This is a genomic window from Actinoplanes sp. L3-i22, assembly GCF_019704555.1.
Classification (GTDB): domain Bacteria; phylum Actinomycetota; class Actinomycetes; order Mycobacteriales; family Micromonosporaceae; genus Actinoplanes.
In genome coordinates this window covers 9,107,519-9,131,890 of sequence record NZ_AP024745.1, presented here as the reverse complement: position 1 = coordinate 9,131,890, position 24,372 = coordinate 9,107,519, and the positions used below count along the sequence as shown (strand labels likewise).

Genomic DNA, 24,372 nt, shown 5'->3' with positions numbered 1-24,372 from the left:
GCAGCGCTACCCGGGAGGTTCCGCTCGTGCCACAGCTCGCTTTCGCCAACAGCTTCTGGGCCAGCTACGACGTACTCGAAAAGCAGGTGAAGGCCGGCGTACGCAAGGCTATGGAGAAGTTCCAGCAGCTGCCGATCGCCGAGCTGTACGCCGACAAAGGGCTGCACCTGGAATCGGTGAACAACGCCCGAGATGGGCGGATGCGAACGATCCGTGTGACCGCCTTCTGGCGCGGCATCGTGCTCGCGCCGGATGACGGCAGCGACACCTTTCTCCTCCTGAACGTCGTCCCACACGACGACGCCTACACCTGGGCTGCCAAGCGTCTCTACACCGTCAACACGGCGACCCGGGCGCTCGAAGTGCGCAACGTCGTCGCGATCGAGCAGTTGACCCCGATGCTGGAGGAACAAGCGGCCAAAGCACCATCGCTGCTGTTCGCGAAATTCTCCAACACTGCCCTGCGCGACTTGGGCATCGACGATCAGGTGCTGCGTGCGGTGCGGACCATCGTCGACAAGCCTCAGTTGGACGCATTTGGCACGCTGCTTCCCGAAGACCAGTTCGAGGTGCTGCAGTACCTGGCCGAGGGCTTCACCACCGATGAGGTCTACCGCGACGTCGTTGCCGAGCGTCGACCAGCCAATCCGATCGCGGCCGACGAACAGAGCCTGGCGGCGGCCATCTCAAACACCAAGAACCGCATCACCCTGGTGACCAGCCCCGACGAGCTTCTTGAGGCGCTGGACAAGCCGTTCGCTGCGTGGCGGGTCTTTCTTCACCCGTCGCAGCGGCGCGTTGCCTATCGGGTGTCCTATAGCGGCCCGGCCCAGGTGACGGGCGGTCCGGGCACCGGCAAGACGGTCGTCGCACTGCATAGGGTCAAGCACCTGCTGCACCGTCACCCGGAACATCGGATCCTGCTCACGACCTTCACCAACGCGCTCGCCGACACCTTGCGGGAGAACCTGGCGCTGCTGCTCGACAGCGAGGAACTCCTGACCAGGGTCGAGGTCACTACGGTCAACGGATACGCCTACCGCGTGGTCCGCGCCCTGTCTGGCCGGGCGCCGTCGCCGATCACCGATGTGGACGAGCGGCAGATCTGGCGCCGCGTACTGCGCCGGCATGACCTGCCGTGGACCGAGCAATTCCTGGCACAGGAGTACCGCCATGTTGTCCTTGCCCAAAACCTGAACAGCCGTGAGGAGTACCGGCAGGCCCTCCGGCGGGGGCGCGGGAGCGCGCTGGCACCACAACACCGGGAGCGAGTCTGGGACGCGATGCACGACTTTCTTGCCGAGCTGCGCGCGGCCGGCCGGACGACCCAGTTGCAGATGTGCGCCACAGCCGCGGAGCTCCTGGAGAAGTCAGGTTCGGCCGGGGATGGCTTCGACCATGTCGTGGTCGATGAGGCGCAGGATCTACATCCGGCCCAATGGCGGGTCTTGCGCGCCTCCGTGGGCGCTGGTCCCGATGATCTGTTTGTCACCGGTGACCCGCATCAACGGATCTACGACACGCGGGTATCACTGGCATCGATGGGTATCTCGGTCGCGGGCCGTAGCAGCCGGATGCGGATTAATTACCGCAGCACCGAAGAAATTCTGCGTTGGTCGACCGGCGTGCTGCTCGACATGCCGGTGGAGGACCTGGGCGGCACCGGCACCGACACCTTGGCCGGCTACCGATCACTCTTGCACGGCAAGAAGCCTCGCACGGACGGATACGCATCCGAGGACGCCGAAGTCGCGGCGTTGGTCGCGCGGATCCAGGAGTGGGTGGGCAGCGGCGTGCGGACTGGCGAGATCGCGGTCTGCACACGTTTTAATCTGCTGTTGGACAAGGTCCGCGACAGCCTAGCTGCGGTAGGCATCCCCGCCGTACGGGTCAAGGACAACCCGGGCGCGGAGGAGGAAGGCGTACGGCTGGCCACCATGCATGCGATGAAAGGGTTGGAGTTCCGCTGCGTTGCGGTAGTTGGCGTGACCGCCAAAGCGATTCCTTTTGCCAAAGAGGTTACCGCAGTTGAGGTGGATCGCCTGCAACACGACATCGACCTACTCAGGGAACGGTGTTTACTCTTCGTCGCTTGCACGCGAGCACGTGAGGCGCTGCTCGTCTCCTGGAGTGGCGAACAGAGCCCATTCCTAGCGCCTGCCCCGTAACCGGACTTCGCTGTAGCGAAATAGCGCATCGGAGATCAGATCTTCAGCACGTGCGTGAGTCGTGGTGTCGAGGCCCTAATCTGCTCAGCTCCGCAGTCTGGCCTTGGCTTCGTCGGGCGGGCGGAACTAGATCCGCGTTGCTCCAGGATTCATATCTGCGGAATCCGGACTCCGGGATCCAGCGAAGAGCGTCTCTCCGGTGGTCGCTGCGGCAGGGTGCGAGCCGACGTTCTGGGACGCCTTCACCTCGGTGAGGAACCCGAAATCGTGGTTACTCGCCGGAACGAGCTCACGGTTACGCCACGAACACCCAGCTTCTTCCTCTGGTCATCAGACAGACGAGCGCTTCCTCTGAGCGGAGCACTCGTCCTGAACCGAGCGATGACGGCTTCCGTGGACGATCTCTCGGAAGCCGTCTCGTCGCTTGGCTACCCCTGCCGTAACTGGCGGTTAAATCAGTGGCCGGGGCGGTCGCGGCGGACCGTGGGGCGGCGGCCGCGAATGGTGCTGTGGCTCAGGGCCTTGATCACCCGGTCGGCATCCGCCTCGGGGACCTCGACCAGCGAGAACCGGTCGGTGATCTGAATCGCCCCGACGTCGCGCGCAGGCAGGCCTGCCTCGCCGGCAATCGCGCCGACCAGGTCCTGCGGACGCAGACCCGCCCGGCGGCCCAGGCTCACGTAGACGCGGGTCACGTCACCGCCGCCGGCGCGGCCACGGGCCGGGCCGCGGTCGTCGAACCGGCCCCCACCAGGGCCGTTGGTGCCGCGGCGGTCGGTGCGGTTGCTGGGCTCGCGCTCGCGCTGCGGCGAAACCGTCGGGATTTCCGGCTCTTCGACGTTGCCGCCGTTCGCCTCGTGCAGCAGCTTCAGGCCGGCCAGCGCCACCAACTCGAGGTCGGCGTCGTCGGTCAGCGAGTCCAGCACTGACCGGAAACGGTCCAGGTCGTCGGCGCCCATCGCCTCCTGCACGGTGTTGCGGACGGCTTCGAGCCGTCGCGCGCGCAGGTCGGTCACGGTCGGCAGCTTCTCCAGGGCGATGCGCTGACCGGTGAGCCGCTCGATCGCCTTGAGCATCCGCTGCTCACGCGGCTCGGCCAGGGTGATCGCGGCGCCGGTGCGCCCGGCGCGGCCGACCCGGCCGATCCGGTGCACGTACGCCTCCGGGGCCGACGGCACGTTGTAGTTGATCACGTGGGTCAGCTGCTCGACGTCCAGGCCGCGCGCCGCGACATCGGTCGCGACCAGCAGCTCGGTGGCGCCGCCGCGCAGGCGGCCCATCACCCGGTCACGCTGGTCCTGGCTCAGCCCGCCGTGCAGGGCCTCCGCGCGATACCCACGGCCGTTGAGGCTCTCGGTGACCTCATCAACTTCTTCCCGGGTACGGCAGAAGACGATCGCCGCGGTCGGCGCCTCGACGTCGAGCACCCGGCCGAGCGCGGCTGTCTTGTAGGGGCGGGCGACCAGGTAGGCGCTCTGCCGCACCGAAGGCAGCGAGTCGGCGGCGGTGGTGTCCCGGCCCATCCGGATCCGCAGCGGGTCACGCAGGTGCCGGCGGGCGATCGCGTCGATCCGCGGCGGCATGGTGGCCGAGAACAGCACGGTCTGCCGCTCCGCGGGCGTCTCGGTGAGGATCGCCTCGATGTCCTCGGCGAAGCCCATGTCGAGCATCTCGTCGGCTTCGTCGAGCACGACGGTCTTGACGCCGTCGAGCTTCAGTGTCCCCCGCTCGATGTGGTCCAGGATCCGGCCGGGCGTGCCGACGACGACGTCCACGCCGCGGCGCAGCACCTGCAGCTGGCGGCTGATCGGCTGCCCGCCGTAGACCGGGAGCACGCGCACGTTCAATTCCCGCCCGTAGCGGTGCACCGCCTGCGACACCTGCTCGGCCAGCTCACGGGTCGGCACGAGCACCAGCGCGGTCGGCCCGTCCGACTCGCCGGGCGTCAGGCTCTGCAGCAGCGGCAGCGCGAACGCCGCCGTCTTGCCGGTGCCGGTCGCCGCTTGACCAACCAGGTCGTGCCCGGCGACCAGGGGAGCGATAGCTTCCCGCTGAATCGGTGTCGGCTCCTCGTAGCCGAGGTCGGCCAGGGCGCGCAGCAGTTCGGGGCGTAGTCCAAGGCTGGCGAAGCCTGCATCGGTGCTGGTCGCGAGGTCTTCGTCCATGACTCAAGGATACGGAGTCACCCCTCCGAACCGCGAATCGGGCGACCAGCGCCACATTCCCCCAACACTGAGCGACGTCTCCATCTCAGTCGGTAGCTGTAGCGATGGCTGGGCGAGATTCTTGATCTTGCTGGCCGGCAACCAGTGGGAGGTCCGGCATTCTCCCGAAGATGTTCGAGGGGAATCTGTTTCTAGGGCAGGTTGTAAACCTCCCACCAGCCGGCTTGTTTATGCCTCGTGATGACGCCGCCCATGCGGGTCAGGAGCAACCAGCTTCCGTTGAGGTCCAACGAGGTGTCCTCGGAACCCGAGTCAAGAACCCGTCCGACCGCGGCGAGCATGGCGGCCAGCGCTGGACCCATCTCGCCGTGCTTACTCATGTGGAAAGTAATTCTGACGAACTGGGTAGGTTCCCACTCCCACATGCCGTCGTCGGTTTCGGCTTCGAGGTAGCCGTCGGTTCCGGCGTAGAGAGTGACGCCGAAGCCGTATTTGTCTTTTAGGTCGGCTGTCAGGAGGGGCGGCGTGCCGATCGGGCGTTCGTCCGGATCGGGGAATGCTCGGGTGGCGATCTCCCTGACAGGGGTGGATCCGGCAACTATCATTCGGTATTCAATTGCCATGAGTCTTCTCTCAGGTGTTGTTCGGGTAGGGGACGATCTGCGCGATCTGTCCGTCGGGAGTTATGACTTTTACCTCCTTGACCTTGGGGAGGGTCCAGTCGTGGAACTGTTGCCACAATGCTGACATGTCGCCCCTCCACTCCTTGAGGTCCACTACTACGCGCTGTGTCTGTCCATCCTCACCTTTATCTCTTACTTCGCTCCAAACGTTCCTGGGGTTGGTTCCCGGGTTCGGTGAATAGCAGTCGAATACGCGTCCTTCGAGGAGGTAGTCCGGCTCCTTTTCGGGTTTCCCGTTGTCGTTGTGCTCTTGCCGGGCACGTGCGACTTCCGCGTCGTCGGGATTCTGCTTGATTTGATATCCGCTTGTGGCCAGTAGTGCGGCAACCTCGTTCTCTCGATTGGTTGATCGGCGAGCTTCATCATCCAGGTGCGGTTCCAGTTCTGTCAGCTTGCCTTCTGGTGCGCCACCCTTCTGTCCTGTCGGTTGGGTGATTGTCGAATCGCCTGGCTGCCAGCGGTCTCTTGTTGGTCGGCTGCCTCGAGCCCGGCCACCGTGCCCGGCATCTGCTGCGCCCTTGTGACCCGCGGGCACGCTACGTCCGGCGGACCCTGGGTTCGGCTTGTGATGTCGGCTGCCCGAGGAATCGCTGCTGTCCCTGGATCTCTTCGGCCGCGCCATGGGTGTGTTACCCGCCGACCAGGCGGGAGAGGTTGGTCAGGCTGGTGGTTAGGGCGGTGGTGTAGCTGGTTATTCGGGTGGCCCATTTGGCTACCGCGGCGACGATCTGGGTGGCGACCACTGGGATCGTGACTACCGCCATGGCCTCCAGGGCCCAGACGATCACTCTCGCTACCAGGTCGCAGATCAGGTCGCGGACGATGTCTCGGGTGAAGCGGACCAGGTTTCCGGCTGCCTCCGTGGCTGCGGACATGGCGTTTGCGGTGCCGCTCAGGATTCCCAGGGCCGTTACGTTGTGCGACATCATGGACCAATAGGCCGACGATGCTGTGCCCTGCCAATCAGGCAGGTCGGCGCGGACCGAGCGCTGCAGGTCGGCGGCTGTCTCGTTCAGCTCGGTGGCGATGTTCTGCCAGGTTGCCGCGTGGGCGGTCACCTTTTCCGGCGCGCCGGTCAGCTCGTCGAGCATGTGGCGTAGGGGCTCGAAATACTCCATGGCCCAGGCCAGGCCGTTGGCGAGCAGGGAACCGAACGGGTCGATCGCCGTGGACGCCAGGGTGACGCCCGTCGTAGCGCCGGACAGCAGGCCGTCGATCCAGTCGCCGCTGCGGATCTCGGCGGCCAGGTCTTCCATGTCGCCGATCACGGTGGCGTCGGTGGCGGACGTTTCGGTGGGGGTGGCTACCAAGGTCATGTGAGGCCGCCAGCGGTGCGGATCGTGGCAGCCGAGCGGCCATCGGTGGACTCGTAGTCGGTGGCGGCCGCGTGCAGGTCCGTGGCCAGGAGCTGCAGGTTCTCGGCGATGTAGTCGGTCAGCTCCTCCTGCCTCCGGTGACGCGCGGCCAGGATCGCTGGGAGCCAGCTGCACAGCAGGCCGAACGCCGCGTCGTCCTGGATGATCGACGAGCTCGCGGCCTGGACGGCGTCGAGGCGGTCCTGCAGAGCGCGCAAGGTGCCGGCGTGCCGGCGGATCTGGGCGGCGTCGACCAGGACGCTGTCGATCACGGCTGGTCCTGCTCGCCGCGACCTGCCCGGCCCGAGCCGAAGCCCGCCCGGCCCGAGTTGAAGCCCGGAGCGCCCTCGCGGTCCCCGGCAGGGCTCAGCTTGGCCGAGACGTGGGTGAGGATCTCGCGGGCGGCGGGGGACTCCGCGCCGATGCTCTCCAGGATGATCCGGCGGTTCTGCTCGGCGGCCTGGCGGCGGGCCTCACCGAGCGTGGACATCACGGTCCGGGCGAGGGCGTCGTGACCCTGCTGGGCAGCGTGCGGACTGAACCGGATGTCCTGCAGCGCGCCGTGCGTGTCGATGGTCAGCTCCACGACCCGGCGGGGGTCGCTCGCGGTCACCCGCAGCGCGCCGAGGCGGTCGCTCATCGTCCGGGCTCGGGTGACCAGTTGGTCGATGTCTTCCTGCCAGGCGGCGATGCGGTCCAGCGCCGCGGCGGGATCGAGTAGAGGCTCCATGCAAACTCCTGCGTCGTGCGGTCCTCGGGGAGCGAGGGCACACGGATGTGCAGCTCCGCGGGGAGGCGAGAGAGGGTCTGGCTGGCCGGCCGGTTTCAAGTTAGGTCAAGCGCCGAGCCGTCGCGACGACGAATTTGCTGCCTGTGGATAACTTCGGCGGGCGCGAGCCTGTGAATGCGTACGGGAAAGCCTGTCGATTTCCTATGAATTTGCGTTTTCCCTGGTGACGGCGCTGCGCTCGGATTGACAACGGCGAGTATTGCTGACTTCATTGTCAACAATCGCCGATCCAAGGGAGTGCTTCGTGGTCCACACAGGTCGATGGGTGGCTTCGGCCGTCCTGCTGCTCGGCGTCGCCGGATGCGGTGGGGGAGGTGACGACAAGCCGGCTCCGGAGGTCAAGTCCTACGACAAGAGCGTGGCCGGGGTCGTCGAGGCGGCCGACGCCTTCCTCGCCACGCTGTCCGCGGACCAGAAGACCAAGGCGCAGCTCGAGCTCACGCAGAGCACCGCGACGTCCTGGTCCAACCTGCCGTGCGGTTCCAGCTGCCGGCCCGGCGTGAAGCTCGGCGACCTGAATGCGACCCAGCTCGCCGCGGCGAAGAGCGTTTTAAAGACCGCTTTCGGTACGACCGAGGGCGCCGGCTACGAGCGTGTCGAGCAGATCATGCTGGCCGACGACTACCTCAAGAACGCCCAGGAAAGCGGCACCGGCGGCGGCCCGGGAGCAGGCGGAGCCCCGGGCGGCGGATTCCCCGGCGCCAATGCATCCGGCGCACCGAACGGCGCAGCGAACGGCGGACCGAATGGCGGCGCGCCGGGCGGCTTCCCGAGCGGAGCTCCCGGCGGATTTCCGGGCGGAAACGCGAGCGGAGCCCCCGGCGGCTTCCCGGGTGGAAATCCGAGCGGAGCCCCGGGTGGAAATCAAGGCGGACAGGGCGGCCCGGGCGGCGCCGACAGCGGCTATTCCGCCGGCACCTATTTCCTCGCCTTCCTCGGCACCCCCAGCACCACCGGCACCTGGCAACTCAACTTCGGCGGCCACCACCTGGCCGTCCACCTGACCTACAAAGCCGGCCAGGTAACCGGCGCCTCCCCGTTCTTCGTCGGTGTCGAACCCACCACCTGGACCGACGACAACGGCACCGATCACGCCCCGATGCAGGACATGAAAGCGGCCATCCTGGCCATGACCGGCAGCCTCAGCCAGCAGGATCAGGCCACCGCCAAATTGGCGGAGTCGTTCAGCGACGTCCTGGTCGGCCCGCAGAAGGACGGCCAGTTCCCGGCGAAGAAGGAGGGCCTGCCGGTCAGCACATTGACCGCGGATCAGAAGAAACTGGTCCTGGCCGCCATCAAACCCTGGGTCGCGAATGCCGACGACGCCACCGCGGCAGCACTGATGAAGACCTACGAGAGCGAGCTGGACAAGACCTACATCGGTTGGTCCGGCACGCTGGGTCTGACAAACCATGCCGATTACGTACGCATCGACGGCCCCAGTGTCTGGATCGAATTCGTCTGCCAGAACGGCATCGTCCTGCAGAACCAGATCCACTATCACACCGTCTACCGCGACCACACCCGTGACTACGGCGGCGAGTTCACCTTTGCCTGAGCCCACGAACGGGTCCCGTGAAGAGCGGGACCTTCACCGGCAACCAGGCAACTGATCCGGAGTCCAGCGCTGCACGCCGGTCTGATTGACCACCACGACCTCATTCAGATCGGCGTGGCACAGCACGGAACTGAGCGGCCGGAACTGCGCCTCGAAATAGTCGCGCCCGGCCGCGTGCACGATCCCGGCCGGCGCCTCCACATAGAGCAGCACGACCCGCTTGCTCCCGTCGGGCGCGTGTTTGGTCAGGTCCTTGACCGCACTGCGGGCATTGGCGGCGACCGAGTCACTGCCCACCGACCGGGTCTGGATCGCGAACACCCGTTGCTGCGAGGTGTGGACCAGAATGTCCACCCCGTCGGTGTCGAGCCGCACGGTCGCGTCCGGGTCCTGTTTCAGGATTCCGGCCGCGATCTGCAGTTCCCGCCGATTCCCGGTCTTCTCCTGCACCGGGGTCCCGGACGCGCCGGTGTCGTACTCGAAGAACTGGTTCTGCAGTTTGGGGTAGAGAACCGCGGGATTCTCCAGGCGCCGGGACCGGACCAGTTCGCCGACCTCCGGAAGCACCCCGAGTTCGACCGTGTTCTCCATCGCCTCGATCGCCTTGTCCGCGTCGAGTTTGGGCGCTTCGGCCATCGCGTCCAGGGTGAACAGCATCGCCGAGGTCTGGCTGGGGTCGAGCCGGCTCAGGATCTGTGACCGGCCGGGGACCATGCCCTTCTCCTGCAATTGCCGCATGAGCTTGAGATTCGCGCCGTGCAACTCGGGCGAGTACACCTGCGCCTGATAGTCGGCGGGCACGTTCTTGTTGGTCGGCGCCGGATTCGGGAAGCTCATTGCAGGGGTCGTCGCGGTCTGCCCCGGCGACAGCTTCCCCAGCTCCTTGACCTGCGTCTTCGGCATCCCGGGCGAGACCGAGGCGATCACCGAGGCGGTGCCCGCCACGGTTCCGGTATTGGTCACCGTCACCGTCCACGAGCAATTCACCGTCTTGCAGGTGGTCGCGTTCACGTTCACGTCGAAGGCCGGCAGATTCGCGGCGGTCTTCTCCTCGATCAGGACGTCCTTCGGCAGGCTGACATTCTTGACGTCGTCCGGCTCGGGATTGACCAGAACACTGATGTACGGCGGCGCCTGCGGCCCGGACGACGCACCGGTCGCGATCGGCGTGTCCGTTCGCAACGGCCCGCCCAGCCACACGAGTCGATGCGGTTGCGCCCGGCTGAACAACACCAGCCATCCGTCGCGCCGCATGCCGACCACCGGCTGACCGGCGACCGTTTCCACGTCGTCGGCGGACACTCCGCCGCTGCGCACCCATTCCACGGTTCCGGCCAGCGCCTCCGGTTCCAGGCCGGATCCCTCCACCGGGAACGCGTAGTTCTTCGGCCGTACCCAATGGTCCTTGAGAACCGTGACCCGGCCGGAGTCGCGACGGGCCCACCAATCCTGATCGCCGCGGACCGCGGCATTGCCGCCGGAGGCCAGGTATTCGGCTTTTCCGCCACCGGAATCGGTGAGCGTGCCGCTCGTCGCGCCGCCCTTCGCGATCGTCAGATCGCCGGTGACGTCCAATCCGCCCTGATCGAAGTAGCTGACCTTGAGCGACGCGGCTTTCTGCCCGCGCAAGGCGTCCGCCGCCTGCGCCGCGGCGACCGCCGGCTTCGGCGCGGGATCGTCGCGTTTCTGCAGATAGACCAGCCCCCCGCCGGCGGCCAGAGCCAACAACAACGCGAGGGCGATCAGCAGATAATGCGTGCGGCGCGGCTGCGGCTCCGCTTCGATTGCGCTTTCTTGCGGGGGTACGGGCGGAGCCGGCTGAAATGGCGGCGCCGATGTCAGCTGCGGTGGGGGTGGCAGTGACGTCGCACGCTGCCGCGGAATCTCGGAACCGAATGATGGAGCGGGGGGCGGCGCGAGTGGCGGCGCGGGCGGCACCCGAGACGGCGGCACGAACGGCTCGCGGGGCGCGAACGGCTCGCGCGTCAGTGGCGGTGCGGACGATTCACGCGTGAGCGGTGGTGCCGCGGGCGACTCGCGGGTGAGCGGCGGCGGTGGCGCGGACGGTGCACGAGACGACGGCGGCGCGGATGGCACGCGCGGTGGCGGGGCTACGGGCTCGGGCGCGCTCGGCGGAGGCTGCATCGGCGTCGGAGTCCGGGGCGGAGGGCCACCCCATGGCGGCTCGACGTTGCGCCGCGCTCGCGGGACGTGCACCGCAGGCCCGGGAGCAGCGCCCTGCGGCGGCGGACCTGGGGGAGCGCCCTGCGAAGGCGAGCTTGGGGGAGTGCGCTGCGGGGGCGCCACCGGAGCGGGCGGCGCGGTGGAAGCCCGGGCAGGCGCCGGAGTTTCCGCAGGGGCCTTTTTCTGCGGGGCACCGCCGGCCCACGGATTCGACCGAGCCGGCGCCGTGGACTGCGCAACCGGGGTGGTGACCCGCGGCGGTTCAGGCGAACCGGCCGGGGCGGCAACTGACGGCGATGGAGCGGCCGGGGCGGCAACTGACGGCGATGGAGCGGCCGGGGCGGCAGCCCGTGGCGATGGAGCGGCCGGCGAGGCAGCCGGCGGCGATGGATCAGGCGACCGCGAGGGCGGAGAAGGCGGCGAGGGATCGGGCGGCGATTCGGCGTGCGCGATCGACGGCCGCCCGGAGGCAGGTCGATCCGCCGAAGACGGCGCCCCCTTCCGCGGCGGCGTGTCCCACGGCCCCGGATAGTGCTCCCGTTCGCCTTCGTCGCGCTCCGAACCCACCTACAACTCCTATCCGTAACCGGACGGGACGATCCTAGTGAGGGAAGGCGATAACGGCGACCGCACCGGTTCTTGTGGCACAAGCGACACACAATCGAGTCGGGGCCGGCACGGGCGGCGCGCAGGCCAGGACGGCGGTCCACGGTGCCGCAAGCTCCGCAGCGCACATCGCGTCGAAATCGGCAAATCCCCCGAATGGGCCGTGATCCTTGCGCAAGGCCAGGCGGGGCCAGGCGGGGCCGGGCGGGGCCGGGCGGGGCTGGGCCGGGCGGGGTCAGGCAGGGCTGGGCCGGGCGGGGTCGGGATGCCCCCGCGAGCGGCGACACCCGGGCGGCTCGCATCCGAGAGTGCCCGACCACCCGCTCCGTCGACGTGGACGGTCCCGTTTCGTCGCCCGCCGACGCCGAATAAATGCCGTAGGAAAGCCGCAGCCAAGCTGTCGCTACTGCGGCTTTTCGCCCCGGGTGATCCATTTTCCAAACCCGTAATCACACCATTTCGGACAGTGATGTCCGGTATGAAACCTGCTGGCGGCGGTCCGGTAGGCTGCAATCCTGGTCGATGGATCGCCAATCGGCCACGGGGAGGTAATGGACTTGACCGTGCGCGCTCCTTCCGGCTAAGCCATCGACCATCGCTAACGACGCTGCCGTCGTATCGAATGTGAAAGTCACCCCTACCGATCTTATTGAACCGCTTTCCGCTCGGGGGATCGCCAATGACTCAGCCGCCGCCCTGGCAGCCGCCGGAACAACCGCCGTCCGACCAGACCTGGCAACCGCCGCAGGTGCCGCAACAGCGCCGCCCGCAGGACGAGCCGTCCACGCCGGTCCCCGACGCCCCCACTGCGGGCGCCCCGCAGCAGGCCACTCCTGTCGAAGGCGAGCCGCAGCAGCCCGCCTCTGCCGAAGCCACCCCGCCGCCGCCCGCCTCTGCCGAAGCCGCTTTGCCGCAGGCCACTCCTGCCGAAGGCGCGTCGCAGCAGGACGTTCCTGCCGAGGCCGCGTCGCAGCACACCGCCCCAGTTGAGGCCGCCCCTGCTGAGGCCGCCCCTGCTGAGGCCGCCCCGGTCGAGGGCGAGCCGCACCAGGATCCTGATCCGACCACCCCGATCTCCGCGGTCCCGCACGCCCCGCAGCAGCCGGACCCGACCGCCCCGATCTCCGGCTGGCCCCACCTGCCGCCACCCCCGCAGCAGCCGGCCTGGCCGCAGCAGCCCTGGCAACCGCCGGCCCAGCCGTGGCAGCAGCCTGGCCAGCAGTGGCAGCCCCAGCCAGGTCAGCCTCAGCCAGGTCAGCCTCAGCCAGGTCAGCCTCAGCCAGGTCAGCCTCAGCCAGGTCAGCCTCAGCCAGGTCAGCCTCAGCCGGGTCAGCCCCAGCCGGGTCAGCCGTGGGCGCAGCCCGGCCAGCCGCAGCCAGGTCAGCCCTGGGCCCAGCCGGGTCAGCCCCAGCCGGGTCAGCCCTGGGGACCGCCCGGCCAGCCCCAGCCCGGCCAGCCCTGGTCGCCGCAGCCGCCGCCGCCCAACTGGCAGCAGCAACAGGGCTGGCAGCAGGCCCCGCCGATGCCCCCGCCCCCGCCGCGCGAGCCGGCCAAGACCGACCGCCTCGCCGCCGCCGCCGGCAACGCCTCGTTCCTGAGCCTGGGCTACTTCATGATGCGCCGCCCCGGCCTGGGCGTGCTCACCCTGATCGTCTCGTTCATCCTGATGTTCTTCGTCGTCCCGTCGGTGCACACCGTGCTGATCGAGATCGTCGCCGTGCTCTGGTGGCTGGCGATGATCGTGCACGGCTGGTTCCTGGCCCGCGGCCCGGTCGAGCCGTCCGCGAAGCTGCGCCAGCGGATCATCGGGCTCGCCGCCGCGGTGGTCGTCCTGCTGGTCCTGGGCCTGCTGCGGGTGCAGGCCGGCGGCATCGGCCAGGCCGTCACCGACGCGAAGGCCAACGGTGACTGCTCGCACGCGCTGGAGAAGCTGGACAAGGTCTGGCTCGGCCTGCGCATCGCGGACGCGCCGCTGGCCGCCAAGGACGACGACACGGTCTCCGCCTGCCACCAGCTCAACGATGCCCGGGACCAGATCGCGGCCGGACTCGCCGCGGCCGACACGACCGAGCTCAACAACGGGTTCGACCGGCTCAACCTGGTGCTGACCTCGATGCCCGGCCACGAGCGGATGACCGACAAGGTGCTCGACCAGTTCCTGTCCGGCCTGCCGGTCAGCGACGCCTGCTCGACCGTGAAGATCACCGAGTGGCTCGGCGACCGGGCGAAGACCGGTAACACGCTGGACCGCGCCGCCGACGTGGTGCCCCAGCACGAGCCGACCGCGCTGCTCGGCTGCGGCGACGGGTACATGTCGACGAAGAACTGGACCGCCGCCAAAGGGGCGTACCAGCAGCTGATCAACGCGTACCCGAGCGATCCGGGCACGGTCAAGGCGAAGGAGGGCATCGCCAAGGCGGACCTGGCCATCGAGCTGGACACGCTGCGCGAGCGCACCACCGGCACCACGGCGGACTATTGCCAGAATCCGTCGAAGTACAGCGCGGCCAAGGGCTACGGCAAGGGCGTCAACAAGGCGATGGTGTTCGGCAACACCACGCAGTCCAACCGGCTGCCGGCGTCGTGGAAGACGACGAACCCGGAGGCCGCGACCCTGGTCCTGTGCATCGGCTCGGACACGCAGGGCTCGGCGGTGCGCACCTGTGACTACCGCAGTGGCCTGGGCACCGGCCGCTACCCGGTGACGTTCCACAAGGTCAAGATCACCGTGAAGGGCTACGAGATCCGCACCGGCAAGCAGGTCTTCAGCACGACGATGCAGTTCGGCGGGTCCAGCTGCCCGTCCACGGTGTCCTACACCTCGACGCTGGGGGCCGATCTCGGGCCGCCGCGCCACATGGACGTCAAGGTCAACGCCGCCGACGTGAAGGCCCAGTTCCAGAAGCTGATCGTCAAGTAGTTCGGGCGGACGGCTCTTCTACGCCCCGTGGTAGAAGAGCCGTCCCAGCCCGACCGTGAAGATCGTGATGCCGTAGAGGGCGTGCTCGACCGACACGGTCAGCAGCGATCGGGTCCGCTGATAGCGGCGCGCGAACAGCCACCCGCCGCCGATGGTCAGCACCACCGCGAGCACGTTGCCGAACAGCAGATGCGCGAACCCGAACGCCGCCGCGCTCGCCCCCGCCGCCAGCCGCCCGGCACCGAACCGCGGCGCGTAGCGGTGCAGCAGGAACGCCCGGTACAACAGCTCCTGCGGATACACCGACGCCAGCGGATAGAACACCACGATCAGCAGCCACAACAGCGTGTGCTGCCGCGGCATGTCGAACAGGTGCCCCCGGTCGAAGACGGCCACGCCGGCCGCGGCGAGAACCGAGAAGATCGCCCATGGGGCGATCATGGCGGGCAGGGCCGGGCGCAACGCTTGCGGCCGCCACAGATCACGGTTGTCAAAATTGGGGGTACGGCGGAGCCAGATCACCGCCGCCGCCCCCGCCACCAGCAGCAACGGGATGGGGCCACCCGGGATGTGGGCCACGATGAACAGCCCGACCAGCCCGTAGAAGACGAGCAGATGCTCCACGATCACCAGCGGGGACGGTAACCGCCCCGGGCATCCGGCATGCGACGCCGGGGTGACCCGCAGATGTCACCGCACCTGACGTCGTGGCGGGCGCGCGATCGCCGTACCGTCTAGTCCTTGATCTTCGCGGCGGTGCCGCGGGCCGCCTCGACGGTGTAGCGCCGGCCCGCCTCGCCGAGCTTGTCGAGGGCCGCGTCGACCAGGTCGATGCCGAGCACGTCGGCCAGGCGCACCAGGTAGATGGTGACGTCGCCGAGCTCGGCGCGCACCCGCGGCCCGAGCTCCGGGTCGGCCATCACCGCGGCCGACTGCTCCGGGGTCAGCCACTGCAGCTCGGCGAGCAGCTCACCGACCTCGCCGGCCAGCGCCATCGCCAGATTCTTCGGCGTGTGGAACTGCTCCCAGTCGCGCTCGCGGGCGAACGCCCGCACCCGTTCGGTCAGCTCACCCATGTCCGGCACGCCACCAGTGCAGCACACCGGCCGCGCCCGAGGACGGGCGCGGCCGGTCGGCGACTATGCGCAGGGGTAGTTCGAGGCGGTGCAGGCGGTGCCGAAGGTGCTGTTGTACGCGTCGTTGAAGTGGTTGTAGAACCCGTTGTAGAGCGGGTGCGTGGTGCCCGACTCCGGGGCCATCTTGACGAAGATCTCCTCGTTCTCGCTGAGCGCGTCCTGGCTCCAGTTCTGCGAGCCGGTGTAGACCCGGTACTCGTAGGCGCTGCCGTACTTGGCGTAGACGGCGAAGAACTTGTCGTGCACGTCGCTCATCCGGTGGATCTTCACGCCGGCGCCGATCAGGTCGTCGTAGACGCTCTCGGTCACGTTGATCCCACCGGCCTCGGTGCTGCCGGCCACGATCCAGATCCGGCAGCCGGCCGCCGCGAAGCGCTTGACCAGGCTGGTGATGCCGGGCCGGCCCGCGGTGATGAACGCCATGCCGATGCGCATCTGGCAGTTGGCGTCCGGGGTGGCGTCGTTGAGCCGGGTGACGATGGTGTCGGTCTGGCCGGGCGCCTCCGGAGACGCGTACGCGTCCGCCGCCGTCGCCTGGTAGTAGCCACGGCCCGAGGCGGCGTCGTAGTAGTCGTTGCCCGTGTAGTGCTTGCGGTTCCACATGTCGGTGAAGTTGGTGTTCAGCCCGTTCATCAGCGCGGTGTCGCCGTACACCGTGATGGTGTTGTTGAACGAGTTGGGCCCGGTCGTGTAGGTCAGGTTCGCCGAGCCGAACCACGAGACGTTGGTGCGGTCGACGCCGTTGGGGTCCTTGGTGGCGCTGAACGTGAACATCTTCGTGTGCATGTCACCGTCGGCGCTGGTGCTGATGCAGGCCCGGCCGGTGCCGTAGGTACAGAACTTGTGGTTGGTCAGCTCCTTGAGCTTGGCCACCCCGCTGTCGGTCGAGGCCTCGTTCTTGCCGTCGATGACGATCGAGACGTTGACCCCGCGATCCTGGGCCGCCTTCAGCGCGTTCGCCGGCCCGTCGACGCTCAGCGAGTGGATCGTGCCGCGGATCGTGGAGCCGGCCGGCGCGTTGTTGATCAGCCGCTCCAGTTCCAGGTGGATGGTGTTGTCGGCGCCCTTGGCACCGCTGGCGTACGGGTCGTTGAAGTGCGCCCAGACCGGATATCCACCGATCGTCGCCTGCACCGTGTCGCTCGTGGTGGCCACCGCGGCGGCCGGCGGAGTCAGCGCGATGGCGCTGAGCGCCACGGCCAGTCCGGCGCGCAGCATGAAGTTACCCCGCATGAAATGCCTCCCCGTGTCACGTTCATGTCGGAACGGGGAGTATGAGGTTGAATATATATTAACGTCAATTTACTGTGAGATTGCGCCCAATGATCTTGCCCAATGTGGACATGGCTGCTTGCTGACTGACCGAAGCCGGGAAGTGATTCCCCGATCTTCTGTCCGGGCAGCTAGAGTGCGGTGATGGATGCTGATGTGGCGCGGGGTCGGCTGGCCGGTGAGAACAAGTTCGACACTGCGGAGCTGGACGAGATCTGGGCGGCGCTGCCGGTGGTGCGGCCGGTGGAGATGCTCGGGTTGTGGCGGGGTGCCGAGCTGATCACCGGGCACCGGTTCGAGGGGACGCTGGGCCGGGTCGGGTGGTACGGCAAGCGGTTCACCTCGCTGACCGAGGTGGCGCCGATCGTGTGCCGGGGCGCCGACGGGCGCCTCTACGACAACGTGGAGCTGGCCAAGGGCGGGGCGAGCCTGTGGAGCGTGGAGTTCCGCGGGGAGTCGACGGCGACCATGGTCTACGACGGGCAGCCGGTGTTCGACCACTTCAAGTGGGCCGGGGCGGACACGCTGCTCGGGGTGATGAACGGCAAGGGGGTCCGTGATCAGGGCCGGCACTACTGGTTCCGGCTCGAGCGGGACTGAGCCGGTGCGGATTCGGGCGGCGCTCGTCGAGGCGGCCGGTGGGCCGTTCGTGCCGCGGGACGTTGAGCTCGCCGGGCCGGGCGACGGGGAGATCCTGGTGCGGATCGAGGCGGCCGGGATCTGCCACACCGACCTGGCGATGCGCGGGCGGTGGCCGGCCGCGCGGCTGCCGATGATCTTCGGTCACGAGGGCGCCGGGGTGGTGGCGGCGGTCGGATCCGGGGTCACGACGGTCGCCGTGGGGGACCGGGTGTGCCTGAGTTTTCGCAGCTGCGGGGCCTGTTCCGAGTGCCGGCTCGGGCAGCCGGCCTACTGCCTGCGCGGCGAGCTGAACACGCGCGGCGCCACCGGTCTGGTCAGCCGCGACGGGCAGCCTGTCTTCTCCGGATTTTTCGGGCAATCAAGCTTTTCAACCCATGCGATTGCGTACGAGACGAACACCGTCCCGATCCCCGCCGACCTCCCCGCCGAGCTGGCCGCGCCGCTCGGCTGTGGCGTCCAGACCGGAGCCGGGACGGTTCTCAACGTGCTCGACCCCGCCCCGGGTGACCGCATCCTGATCTTCGGCGGCGGGGGAGTCGGGCTCAGCGCGCTGCTGGCCGCGCTCACCCGCTCGTGCGTGGTGACCGTCGTGGAACCCCGGCCCGCGCGCCGGGAACTGGCCCTGTCCCTGGGCGCGGCCGACGCCGTCGAACCCGGCGCCCCGCTGCCGAGCGCTCATCACGCGCTGGACACGACCGGCCGGTCGGACGCGATCGAGGCCGCGCTCGCGTCGTTGCGCCGGCGGGGCACCCTGGCCCTGGTCGGCATGGGCGGTGCGGCCTCGTTCGACATCATGACCGTCATGGCCGGCGGCCTCCGGATCCGCGGCGTGATCGAGGGCGACGCCAGTCCGGCCGACTTCCTGCCCCACCTGATCGACCTGCACCGGGCGGGCCGTTTCCCGCTGGAGAAGCTGATCACCACCTACCCGTTCGCCGACATCGAGCAGGCCGCCACCGACATGCTGGCCGGCCACACGATCAAACCGGTGCTCACTTTCAACAGTCGTTAGAGCGGACACGACATCGAAGTGGACCTCACGCCGCTGACAAGGCGCTGAGCGCCCCTCCAACTGCGCAGACGTCGAAGTCCGATTCTCCTCCAGTCCGCTAGTCGGCTGGTACGAGCCACCCGATTCGCTGCCACGTCGGACACTGGGCGGCGGCCGGCAAAGGCCAGACCGCCGCTACGTGCGCCAGCGCTGTCGATGATTCGCAGACGGTTCGCGCAATACTCCAACCGAACTAGACGTCCAAGCAGGTCAACCTGCTGGTGGGCCGGACGTTGCACCATGCGAACCATCCCACCGTCGCCTCGGGCGCACCACTACAGGGACGTTTGATCAGCTCACGTGGCAGCAAAGCGGCCGCCCTCTTCCCGCCGTAGCCATCCCCGGAGATGTCCATCCGTGGCCAGGGGAGGTGTGGTCATCTCTCGCTGTGCGCCGGGGAAAGTCAGGCTAGTCGCCGATCGTCCGTTCTGCCGGGCCTTGGCGAAATCCGAAGTTGCTCTTTACCAAGAGGAATGATCAAGGAAGTGCCGTGTCCACCGGCCTGGCACGGCACCTGGGACATGGCGGAGACCAGCGAACCGGGTTTTTGGGGGGCGACGGATGGCGACGGGTGAGACCTCGGCTGTCTACGCCGCCGAGGAGGTGCTGCACGAGAGCGACCGCACGCGGGTGACCCGGGTGCGATCGGATGCCGGGGCGGTGATCCGCAAGGAGGCTTTCGGCGTCCAGGCGGCGGGGCGGTACCGTCACGAGCAGGCGATCCTGGAGCGGCTGGCCGGCGTCCAGGGTGTACCCGAGTTGGTACACCACGACAGTGACGAGGCAATCGTGTCGACGGACACGTCCGGTGTCAGCCTCGACGCCGTTCTCGCCGCGGGACCGCTCGATCCGGCGGAGGCCGTGGACCTCGCCGCGGAACTGGCCGGCGTCCTCGCGTCCGTGCACCGCCGGGGTGTCGTGCACCGGGACATCACCCCGTCGAACGTGTTGCTGTCCGGAACGCCACGACATCCGGCGCTGATCGATTTCGACCTGGCGACGACCTTCGCCGAGGAACGGCCGGCCTTCACCCACCAGAACCAGATCGTGGGCACGCTGGCGTATCTGGCGCCGGAGCAGACCGGGCGCACCGCCCGGTCGGTGGACCACCGCGCCGACCTGTACGGGTTCGGCGCCACGTTGTACGAGACGCTGACCGGTGGGCCGCCGTTCGGGGCCGGTGACCCGCTGCGGCTGACCCACGACCACCTGGCCCGCGTGCCGGCCCCGCCGGCCGAGGTGAACCCCCTGATGCCACGGCTGCTGTCCGACATCGTTCTGCGACTGCTGGAGAAGGAGCCGGACCAGCGGTACCAGAGCGCCGACGGTCTCGCCCATGACCTGCTGCGGCTGCGTGACGGCCTGCGCAATGCCGGGCCGGCCGTCTTCCCGCTCGGTGAACGGGACTTCCCGATCCGGCTGGCTCCGCCGTCGCGGCCGGTCGGCCGGAACGCCGAAATCGCCCGATTGCGGGCCGCGTTCGACGAGATGATGGCCGGCCGGGGACGTGGCGTGCTGGTCAGCGGCGGCCCCGGGGTCGGCAAGTCCAGCCTGATCGACGAGTTGCGGCCGTACGTGACCGGGCGCGGCGGCTGGCTGGTGACGGGAAAATGCGACCAGTACCGGCGAGAACTGAACTCCGACGCGGTACGCCAGGCCCTGCGCGCGTTGTGCCGCCTCCTGCTGGCCGAGCCGGAGGAAGCCGTGGCGGCCCTGCGGAAGCGCCTGCACGACGCGTTGGGCGTCAACACCGGCCTGGCCGCGGCGATCGTGCCGGAATTCGCGGTGCTGATGGATGTGATGCCGGACCTGACGCCGCCGGACCCGATGACCGTCGAACGACGACTGGTGCGGGTCGGGCTCGACGTGCTGCGCGTCGTCGCCTCGCCGGAACAGCCGCTGGTGCTGGTCCTCGACGACCTGCAATGGGCGGGGGCCACGCAGATCGGCCTGGTCGACGCGGTTCTCACCGATGCACAGATGAGGGGACTCCTGCTGGTCGGCGCGTACCGGGAGACCGAGATCGACGGGGCCCATCCGCTCACCGCGCTGCTGTCCCGGTGGGCGCCGGACGGGCCGGGGCCGGAGCGGATCCGGCTGATGAACCTGCCACCGGCCGACCTGGGCACGCTGCTCGCACAGATGTTGCGGCTGGAACCGGACCGTGCGGCCGGCTTGGCCGACGTGCTCACCGCCCGCACCGGTGGCAATCCCTACGACTGCGTCGAGGTGGTCAACTCGTTGCGCCGGGAGGGCCTGCTCGTACCCGGCGGCGACGGATGGCAGTGGGACGCGGACGCGGTGCGCCGCCATCTCGGCCGTGCCGACCTGCCGGAACTCGGACTGGCCCGCATCGACACGCTACCGCCGCCCACCCGGGAACTCCTGGAGATGATGGCGATGCTGGGCAGCGAGATCACGATCGACATGCTGGCGGCCGCGGCGGGCCAGCGCGCCGAGGCCGTCGAGGAAGGGTTACGGCCCGCGCTCGAGGACGGCCTGCTGCTGATGGAACGCGGCGCCGTCCCCTCGGTCCGGTTCCGTCACGACCGGGTTCAGGAAGCGGCGTTCCTCCACCTCGCGCCGCCGGCCCGGCCCGGCCTGCACCTGACACTGGCCCGGCGGCTGGCCTCGGCGCCGCGGTTCCGGGGTGCCGCGGCGGAACAGTACCTGCCGGTGGCCGGCGAGGTGACCGGCGGCGATGAGCGGCTGCTGGTCGCCGAACTGTTCCGTGACCAGGCGGCGGCTCTGCGACTGGTCAACCCGGTGACGGCCGAGCTCCTGCTGTCCACGGCACTGACCCTGGCCGGCGGCGACCAGCCGGTGGCCGGCGAACCGTTGCTGATGCGGCTGGAGATCGACTGGCATGCCGCCCTGTTCGCTCTCGGTCGGATGGCGGAGGCGGACGAGGTCTACCGCTCGATCGAGCGCCGCGGCTCCGGACCGGAAGCGCTCGCGGCGGCCGCGTACGCCCAGATTTCCAGCCTGGTCAACCGCGACCGGGCGAGCGAGGCGATGGCACTGGGCCTGGACCTGCTCGGCCGGCTCGGCCTGGCCAAGCCGACGGCAGAGACGATGGACGCCCGGATCGCCGACGGCCTGACCGCCGTCGAACGCTGGGCGGCCGAGGGCGGACCGGCCGCGGACCTCGACCGGCCGGACGTGACCGACTCACGGGTGCTCTCTGTCGCCCGGCTGCTGAACCGCCTGATGCCCGTCGCCCACATCGGCGATCCGGCCACGTACGGCTGGATGGTGTTCGAAGGTTGGCGCCTCTGGGTCGAACACGGACCCTGCGCCGACCTGATCGTCCCGATCAGCTGCGTGGCCTTCATCGAACAGGCGGTGCGGCACGAGCTCCGGGACGGCGGCCACGCGATGGCGCGGCACGCTGTCACGGTCGCCGAGGCACGCGGGTACCCCACCGCCCCGAACGCGCTCCTGGTGTTCGGCACCGGGGTCGCGCACTGGTTCGAACCGCTGGAGGAGACCGTCACCATCCTGCGGCGGGCACACGAAGGCCTGCAACGCGTAGGGGACACGTGCATCGCGAGCTACTGCCGTGTCGCGATCGGCAGCGTCCTGGTCGACTGCTCGCCGACACTCACCGGCCTGCTCACCGAGCTGGAGGCCGCGATCGCGTGCACCAGCCGGACCGACGACCGGATCGTCGTCGACACGCTGACGTCGATCCGCCAGCTGGTCCGTGCCCTGCGGGGAGAGACCGCGGCGCCGGACTGCTTCGACGACGAGTCGTTCGACGAGGCTGCGGTCGCCGGCCGGCTGGCCGGGCATCTCATCGGCGCCTTGACGTTCCACACGATGCGCGGTGTCGCCGAACTCCTCTGCGGGAGCACGTCACGGCTCAACGCCAACGCGGCGGCGACCACCGTGCTGCCGGACAACTCCGGCGGCTACTGCACGGCGATCGCGCAACTGCTGCGCGGGTTCGCCCTCGCCGAGCAGGTCCGGACCACAGCGGCGGACGAGCAGGCCACCGCCGGCCTCGCTGCCTGCTGCCGCTGGTTCGTGGCCCGCGCCGTGGACGCGCCCGCCAACTTCGCGCACCTCGCCCACCTCATCGAGGCCGAGCAGGCGTGGGCTCTTGGGGACGCATGGCCGGCCGCGGCCGCGTTCGACGCGGCGGTCCGCGCGGCCGGGACGACCGGACGCCACTGGCATCGTGCGCTGATCCACGAACGCGCCGCCCTGTTCCACCTCGCTCAGGGACTCGACCACACCGGCCGGACCCTGATGGCCGAAGCTCGCGCCGCCTACGAGGCCTGGGGCGCCACGGCGAAAGTCCGCCAGATCGACGCGGCCCACCCCGGTCTGCCCACCGGGCATCAGGTGGACCTCTGTTACGACACCAGCCGCAGCGACAGTGACATGTCCACCGACACCATCGATCTGCTCGCCGTCCTCAACGCCTCCCAGGCACTCAGCTCGGAAACCAACCTCGACCGCATCCGAGCCCAGGTCAGCGGGGTGCTGAGCGCCATGACCGGCGCCACCGGCGTCCAGCTCCTGCTCCGCGACGACACCGCCGGCAGCTGGTGCCTCCGCGGCCCCGGTGCGACCGTCGCAGTCGATGAGGGTCTCGTACCGATGTCGGTGGTCCGCTACGCCGAACGCACCCGCGAGCCGCTGCTGGTCGAGGACGCGGCACACGACGACCGCTTCGCCCGGGATCCCTACCTGACCGGCTTGGCCTGCTGCTCGCTGATGGTGGTGCCCATCTTCGCCCAAGGGCTGCCGCGGGCCATGCTGCTGCTGGAGAACCGGCTCGCTCGCGGCGCGTTCACCGTCGACCGGCTCGATGCCGTCCGCCTCATCTCCGGCCAGCTCGCCGTGTCCGTCGACAACGCCCTGCTCTACGCGTCGCTGGAAAGTAAGGTGGCCGAACGTACCGCGACCAGCGCCGCCCTCGTCGAGGAGTTGGAGTGGCGCAACCGGGAACTGGAGGCCTTCTCCGGCTCGGTCTCGCACGATCTGCGCGGGCCGCTCCAGGTGATCAGCAGCTACTCCGAGCAGATCTTCGAGGACGAGCAGGACACGCTCAGCCCGGAGAGCCGCCGCTGCCTGAGCCGCGTCCAAACCGCCGCGGTCCGGATGGGCGAACTGGTCGATTCGCTGCTGGTCCTGGCCCGGGCCAGCCGCGGGCAGCTGCGCCGTGCACCCTTCGATCTCAGTGCGACGGCCCGGCAGGTGATCGACGACGTGGAATGCCGCAACCCGGACACCAAGGTCAGCTTCACCGTGCAGGAGGCGATGACCGCCGACGCCGACGAGGGCCTGGTCCGGGTCGTCCTGGAGAACCTGATCAACAACGCCGTCAAGTTCACCCGCAACGCCGAGTGGCCCACCGTCGCGATCGGTAGGACGTCACGAGGATTCTTCGTCCGCGACAACGGCGCCGGCTTCCCGGCTGGCAGAGCCGCTGAGCTGTTCCAGCCGTTCGCACGGCTGCACAGTGCCGACAACTACCCCGGCACCGGGATCGGGCTGACCACCGTGCACCGGGCCGTGGAACGACACGGCGGGGAAACGTGGGCCGAGGGTGCGGACGGCCAGGGGGCAACCTTCTGGTTCAGCCTCCCACCCGCCTGTCCGGAAGGGCTGTTGAAACGCAGCTCCCGCTAGAAGCCGCCCTGCCGGTGAAGGCGGGCCGAAGGTTGGCACCATGCGAACGGGGGGCCGTGACCGGCCCGCCCACGGCGCCCCACGTAACGTGGGGTCTGGGGGTCGCCCCCAGGCAGGAAAAGGTGGGCCGGGCGGGACTCGAACCCGTGACCGTGGGGCGCGGCTGGGCCTTGACCCGGCAACCGGCTCGCGTGGGTCC

The 24,372-nt window shown here is 68.9% G+C and carries 17 protein-coding genes; 6 read left to right on the top strand and 11 right to left on the bottom strand.

The window, feature by feature from the left end; all coding sequences use genetic code 11:
- Positions 1-26: 26 nt before the first annotated feature.
- A complete protein-coding gene (locus tag L3i22_RS40970; RefSeq protein WP_221322814.1) occupies positions 27-2,168 on the top strand; it encodes a DEAD/DEAH box helicase in 2,142 nt (713 codons plus the stop codon).
- A 455-nt stretch (positions 2,169-2,623) separates the two neighbouring features.
- On the opposite strand, the gene L3i22_RS40965 is transcribed toward L3i22_RS40970, so the two are convergent.
- The 6 genes from L3i22_RS40965 to L3i22_RS40940 all read right to left on the bottom strand — a co-directional run bounded on the left by L3i22_RS40965 (position 2,624) and on the right by L3i22_RS40940 (position 7,101).
- A complete protein-coding gene (locus L3i22_RS40965) occupies positions 2,624-4,333 on the bottom strand; it encodes a DEAD/DEAH box helicase (RefSeq protein ID WP_221322813.1) in 1,710 nt (569 codons plus the stop codon).
- Positions 4,334-4,524: 191 nt separating this feature from the next.
- Positions 4,525-4,956, bottom strand: coding sequence for a SitI3 family protein (locus tag L3i22_RS40960; protein WP_221322812.1), 432 nt, complete (start codon positions 4,954-4,956; stop codon positions 4,525-4,527).
- 10 nt (positions 4,957-4,966) lie between these two features.
- Positions 4,967-5,551, bottom strand: coding sequence for a hypothetical protein (locus tag L3i22_RS54040; protein ID WP_370644285.1), 585 nt, complete (start codon positions 5,549-5,551; stop codon positions 4,967-4,969).
- Between the two features lie 94 nt (positions 5,552-5,645).
- On the bottom strand, positions 5,646-6,332 hold the full coding sequence (locus tag L3i22_RS40950; protein WP_221322810.1) for a WXG100 family type VII secretion target: 687 nt from the start codon (positions 6,330-6,332) through the stop codon (positions 5,646-5,648).
- Entirely contained in the window at positions 6,329-6,643 is a 315-nt protein-coding gene (locus L3i22_RS40945; protein WP_221322809.1) for a type VII secretion target, read from the bottom strand. The genes L3i22_RS40950 and L3i22_RS40945 overlap by 4 nt, the downstream gene beginning before the upstream one ends.
- Positions 6,640-7,101: a YbaB/EbfC family nucleoid-associated protein gene (locus L3i22_RS40940; RefSeq protein WP_221322808.1), complete on the bottom strand. Its 462-nt coding sequence runs from the start codon at positions 7,099-7,101 to the stop codon at positions 6,640-6,642. Before L3i22_RS40940 ends, L3i22_RS40945 begins: the two co-directional genes overlap by 4 nt.
- A gap of 325 nt (positions 7,102-7,426) precedes the next feature.
- Here L3i22_RS40940 and L3i22_RS40935 point away from each other — a divergent pair, with 325 nt between their 5' ends.
- The gene (locus L3i22_RS40935; protein ID WP_255657551.1) at positions 7,427-8,719 is read left to right on the top strand and encodes a DUF3500 domain-containing protein; all 1,293 of its coding nucleotides are present in this window, start codon (positions 7,427-7,429) and stop codon (positions 8,717-8,719) included.
- 33 nt (positions 8,720-8,752) lie between these two features.
- Here the strand turns inward: L3i22_RS40935 and L3i22_RS40930 are convergent, their stop codons facing one another.
- A complete protein-coding gene (locus tag L3i22_RS40930) occupies positions 8,753-10,657 on the bottom strand; it encodes a hypothetical protein (protein ID WP_221322806.1) in 1,905 nt (634 codons plus the stop codon).
- A 1,301-nt stretch (positions 10,658-11,958) separates the two neighbouring features.
- On the bottom strand, positions 11,959-12,792 hold the full coding sequence (locus tag L3i22_RS40925) for a hypothetical protein (RefSeq protein ID WP_370644562.1): 834 nt from the start codon (positions 12,790-12,792) through the stop codon (positions 11,959-11,961).
- 239 nt (positions 12,793-13,031) lie between these two features.
- Between L3i22_RS40925 and L3i22_RS40920 the strand changes: the two genes are divergently transcribed.
- Complete coding sequence (locus L3i22_RS40920; RefSeq protein ID WP_221322805.1) at positions 13,032-14,429, top strand: tol-pal system YbgF family protein; 1,398 nt, start codon at positions 13,032-13,034, stop codon at positions 14,427-14,429.
- 18 nt (positions 14,430-14,447) lie between these two features.
- On the opposite strand, the gene L3i22_RS40915 is transcribed toward L3i22_RS40920, so the two are convergent.
- The 3 genes from L3i22_RS40915 to L3i22_RS40905 form a co-directional block, all read right to left on the bottom strand.
- Positions 14,448-15,059, bottom strand: a complete 612-nt coding sequence (locus L3i22_RS40915) for a type II CAAX prenyl endopeptidase Rce1 family protein (protein ID WP_255657549.1) — start codon at positions 15,057-15,059, stop codon at positions 14,448-14,450.
- A gap of 104 nt (positions 15,060-15,163) precedes the next feature.
- Positions 15,164-15,505 (bottom strand): nucleotide pyrophosphohydrolase, encoded by a 342-nt coding sequence (locus L3i22_RS40910; RefSeq protein ID WP_221322804.1) that lies wholly within the window; start codon positions 15,503-15,505, stop codon positions 15,164-15,166.
- A 63-nt stretch (positions 15,506-15,568) separates the two neighbouring features.
- Positions 15,569-16,798: a phosphatidylserine/phosphatidylglycerophosphate/cardiolipin synthase family protein gene (locus tag L3i22_RS40905; RefSeq protein ID WP_221322803.1), complete on the bottom strand. Its 1,230-nt coding sequence runs from the start codon at positions 16,796-16,798 to the stop codon at positions 15,569-15,571.
- A gap of 183 nt (positions 16,799-16,981) precedes the next feature.
- Between L3i22_RS40905 and L3i22_RS40900 the strand changes: the two genes are divergently transcribed.
- The 3 genes from L3i22_RS40900 to L3i22_RS54035 all read left to right on the top strand — a co-directional run bounded on the left by L3i22_RS40900 (position 16,982) and on the right by L3i22_RS54035 (position 24,173).
- Complete coding sequence (locus L3i22_RS40900) at positions 16,982-17,437, top strand: DUF4334 domain-containing protein (RefSeq protein WP_221322802.1); 456 nt, start codon at positions 16,982-16,984, stop codon at positions 17,435-17,437.
- A 4-nt stretch (positions 17,438-17,441) separates the two neighbouring features.
- Complete coding sequence (locus tag L3i22_RS40895) at positions 17,442-18,491, top strand: NAD(P)-dependent alcohol dehydrogenase (RefSeq protein WP_221322801.1); 1,050 nt, start codon at positions 17,442-17,444, stop codon at positions 18,489-18,491.
- A gap of 600 nt (positions 18,492-19,091) precedes the next feature.
- Positions 19,092-24,173: an AAA family ATPase gene (locus L3i22_RS54035; RefSeq protein ID WP_255657548.1), complete on the top strand. Its 5,082-nt coding sequence runs from the start codon at positions 19,092-19,094 to the stop codon at positions 24,171-24,173.
- The last annotated feature ends 199 nt before the right edge of the window (positions 24,174-24,372 follow it).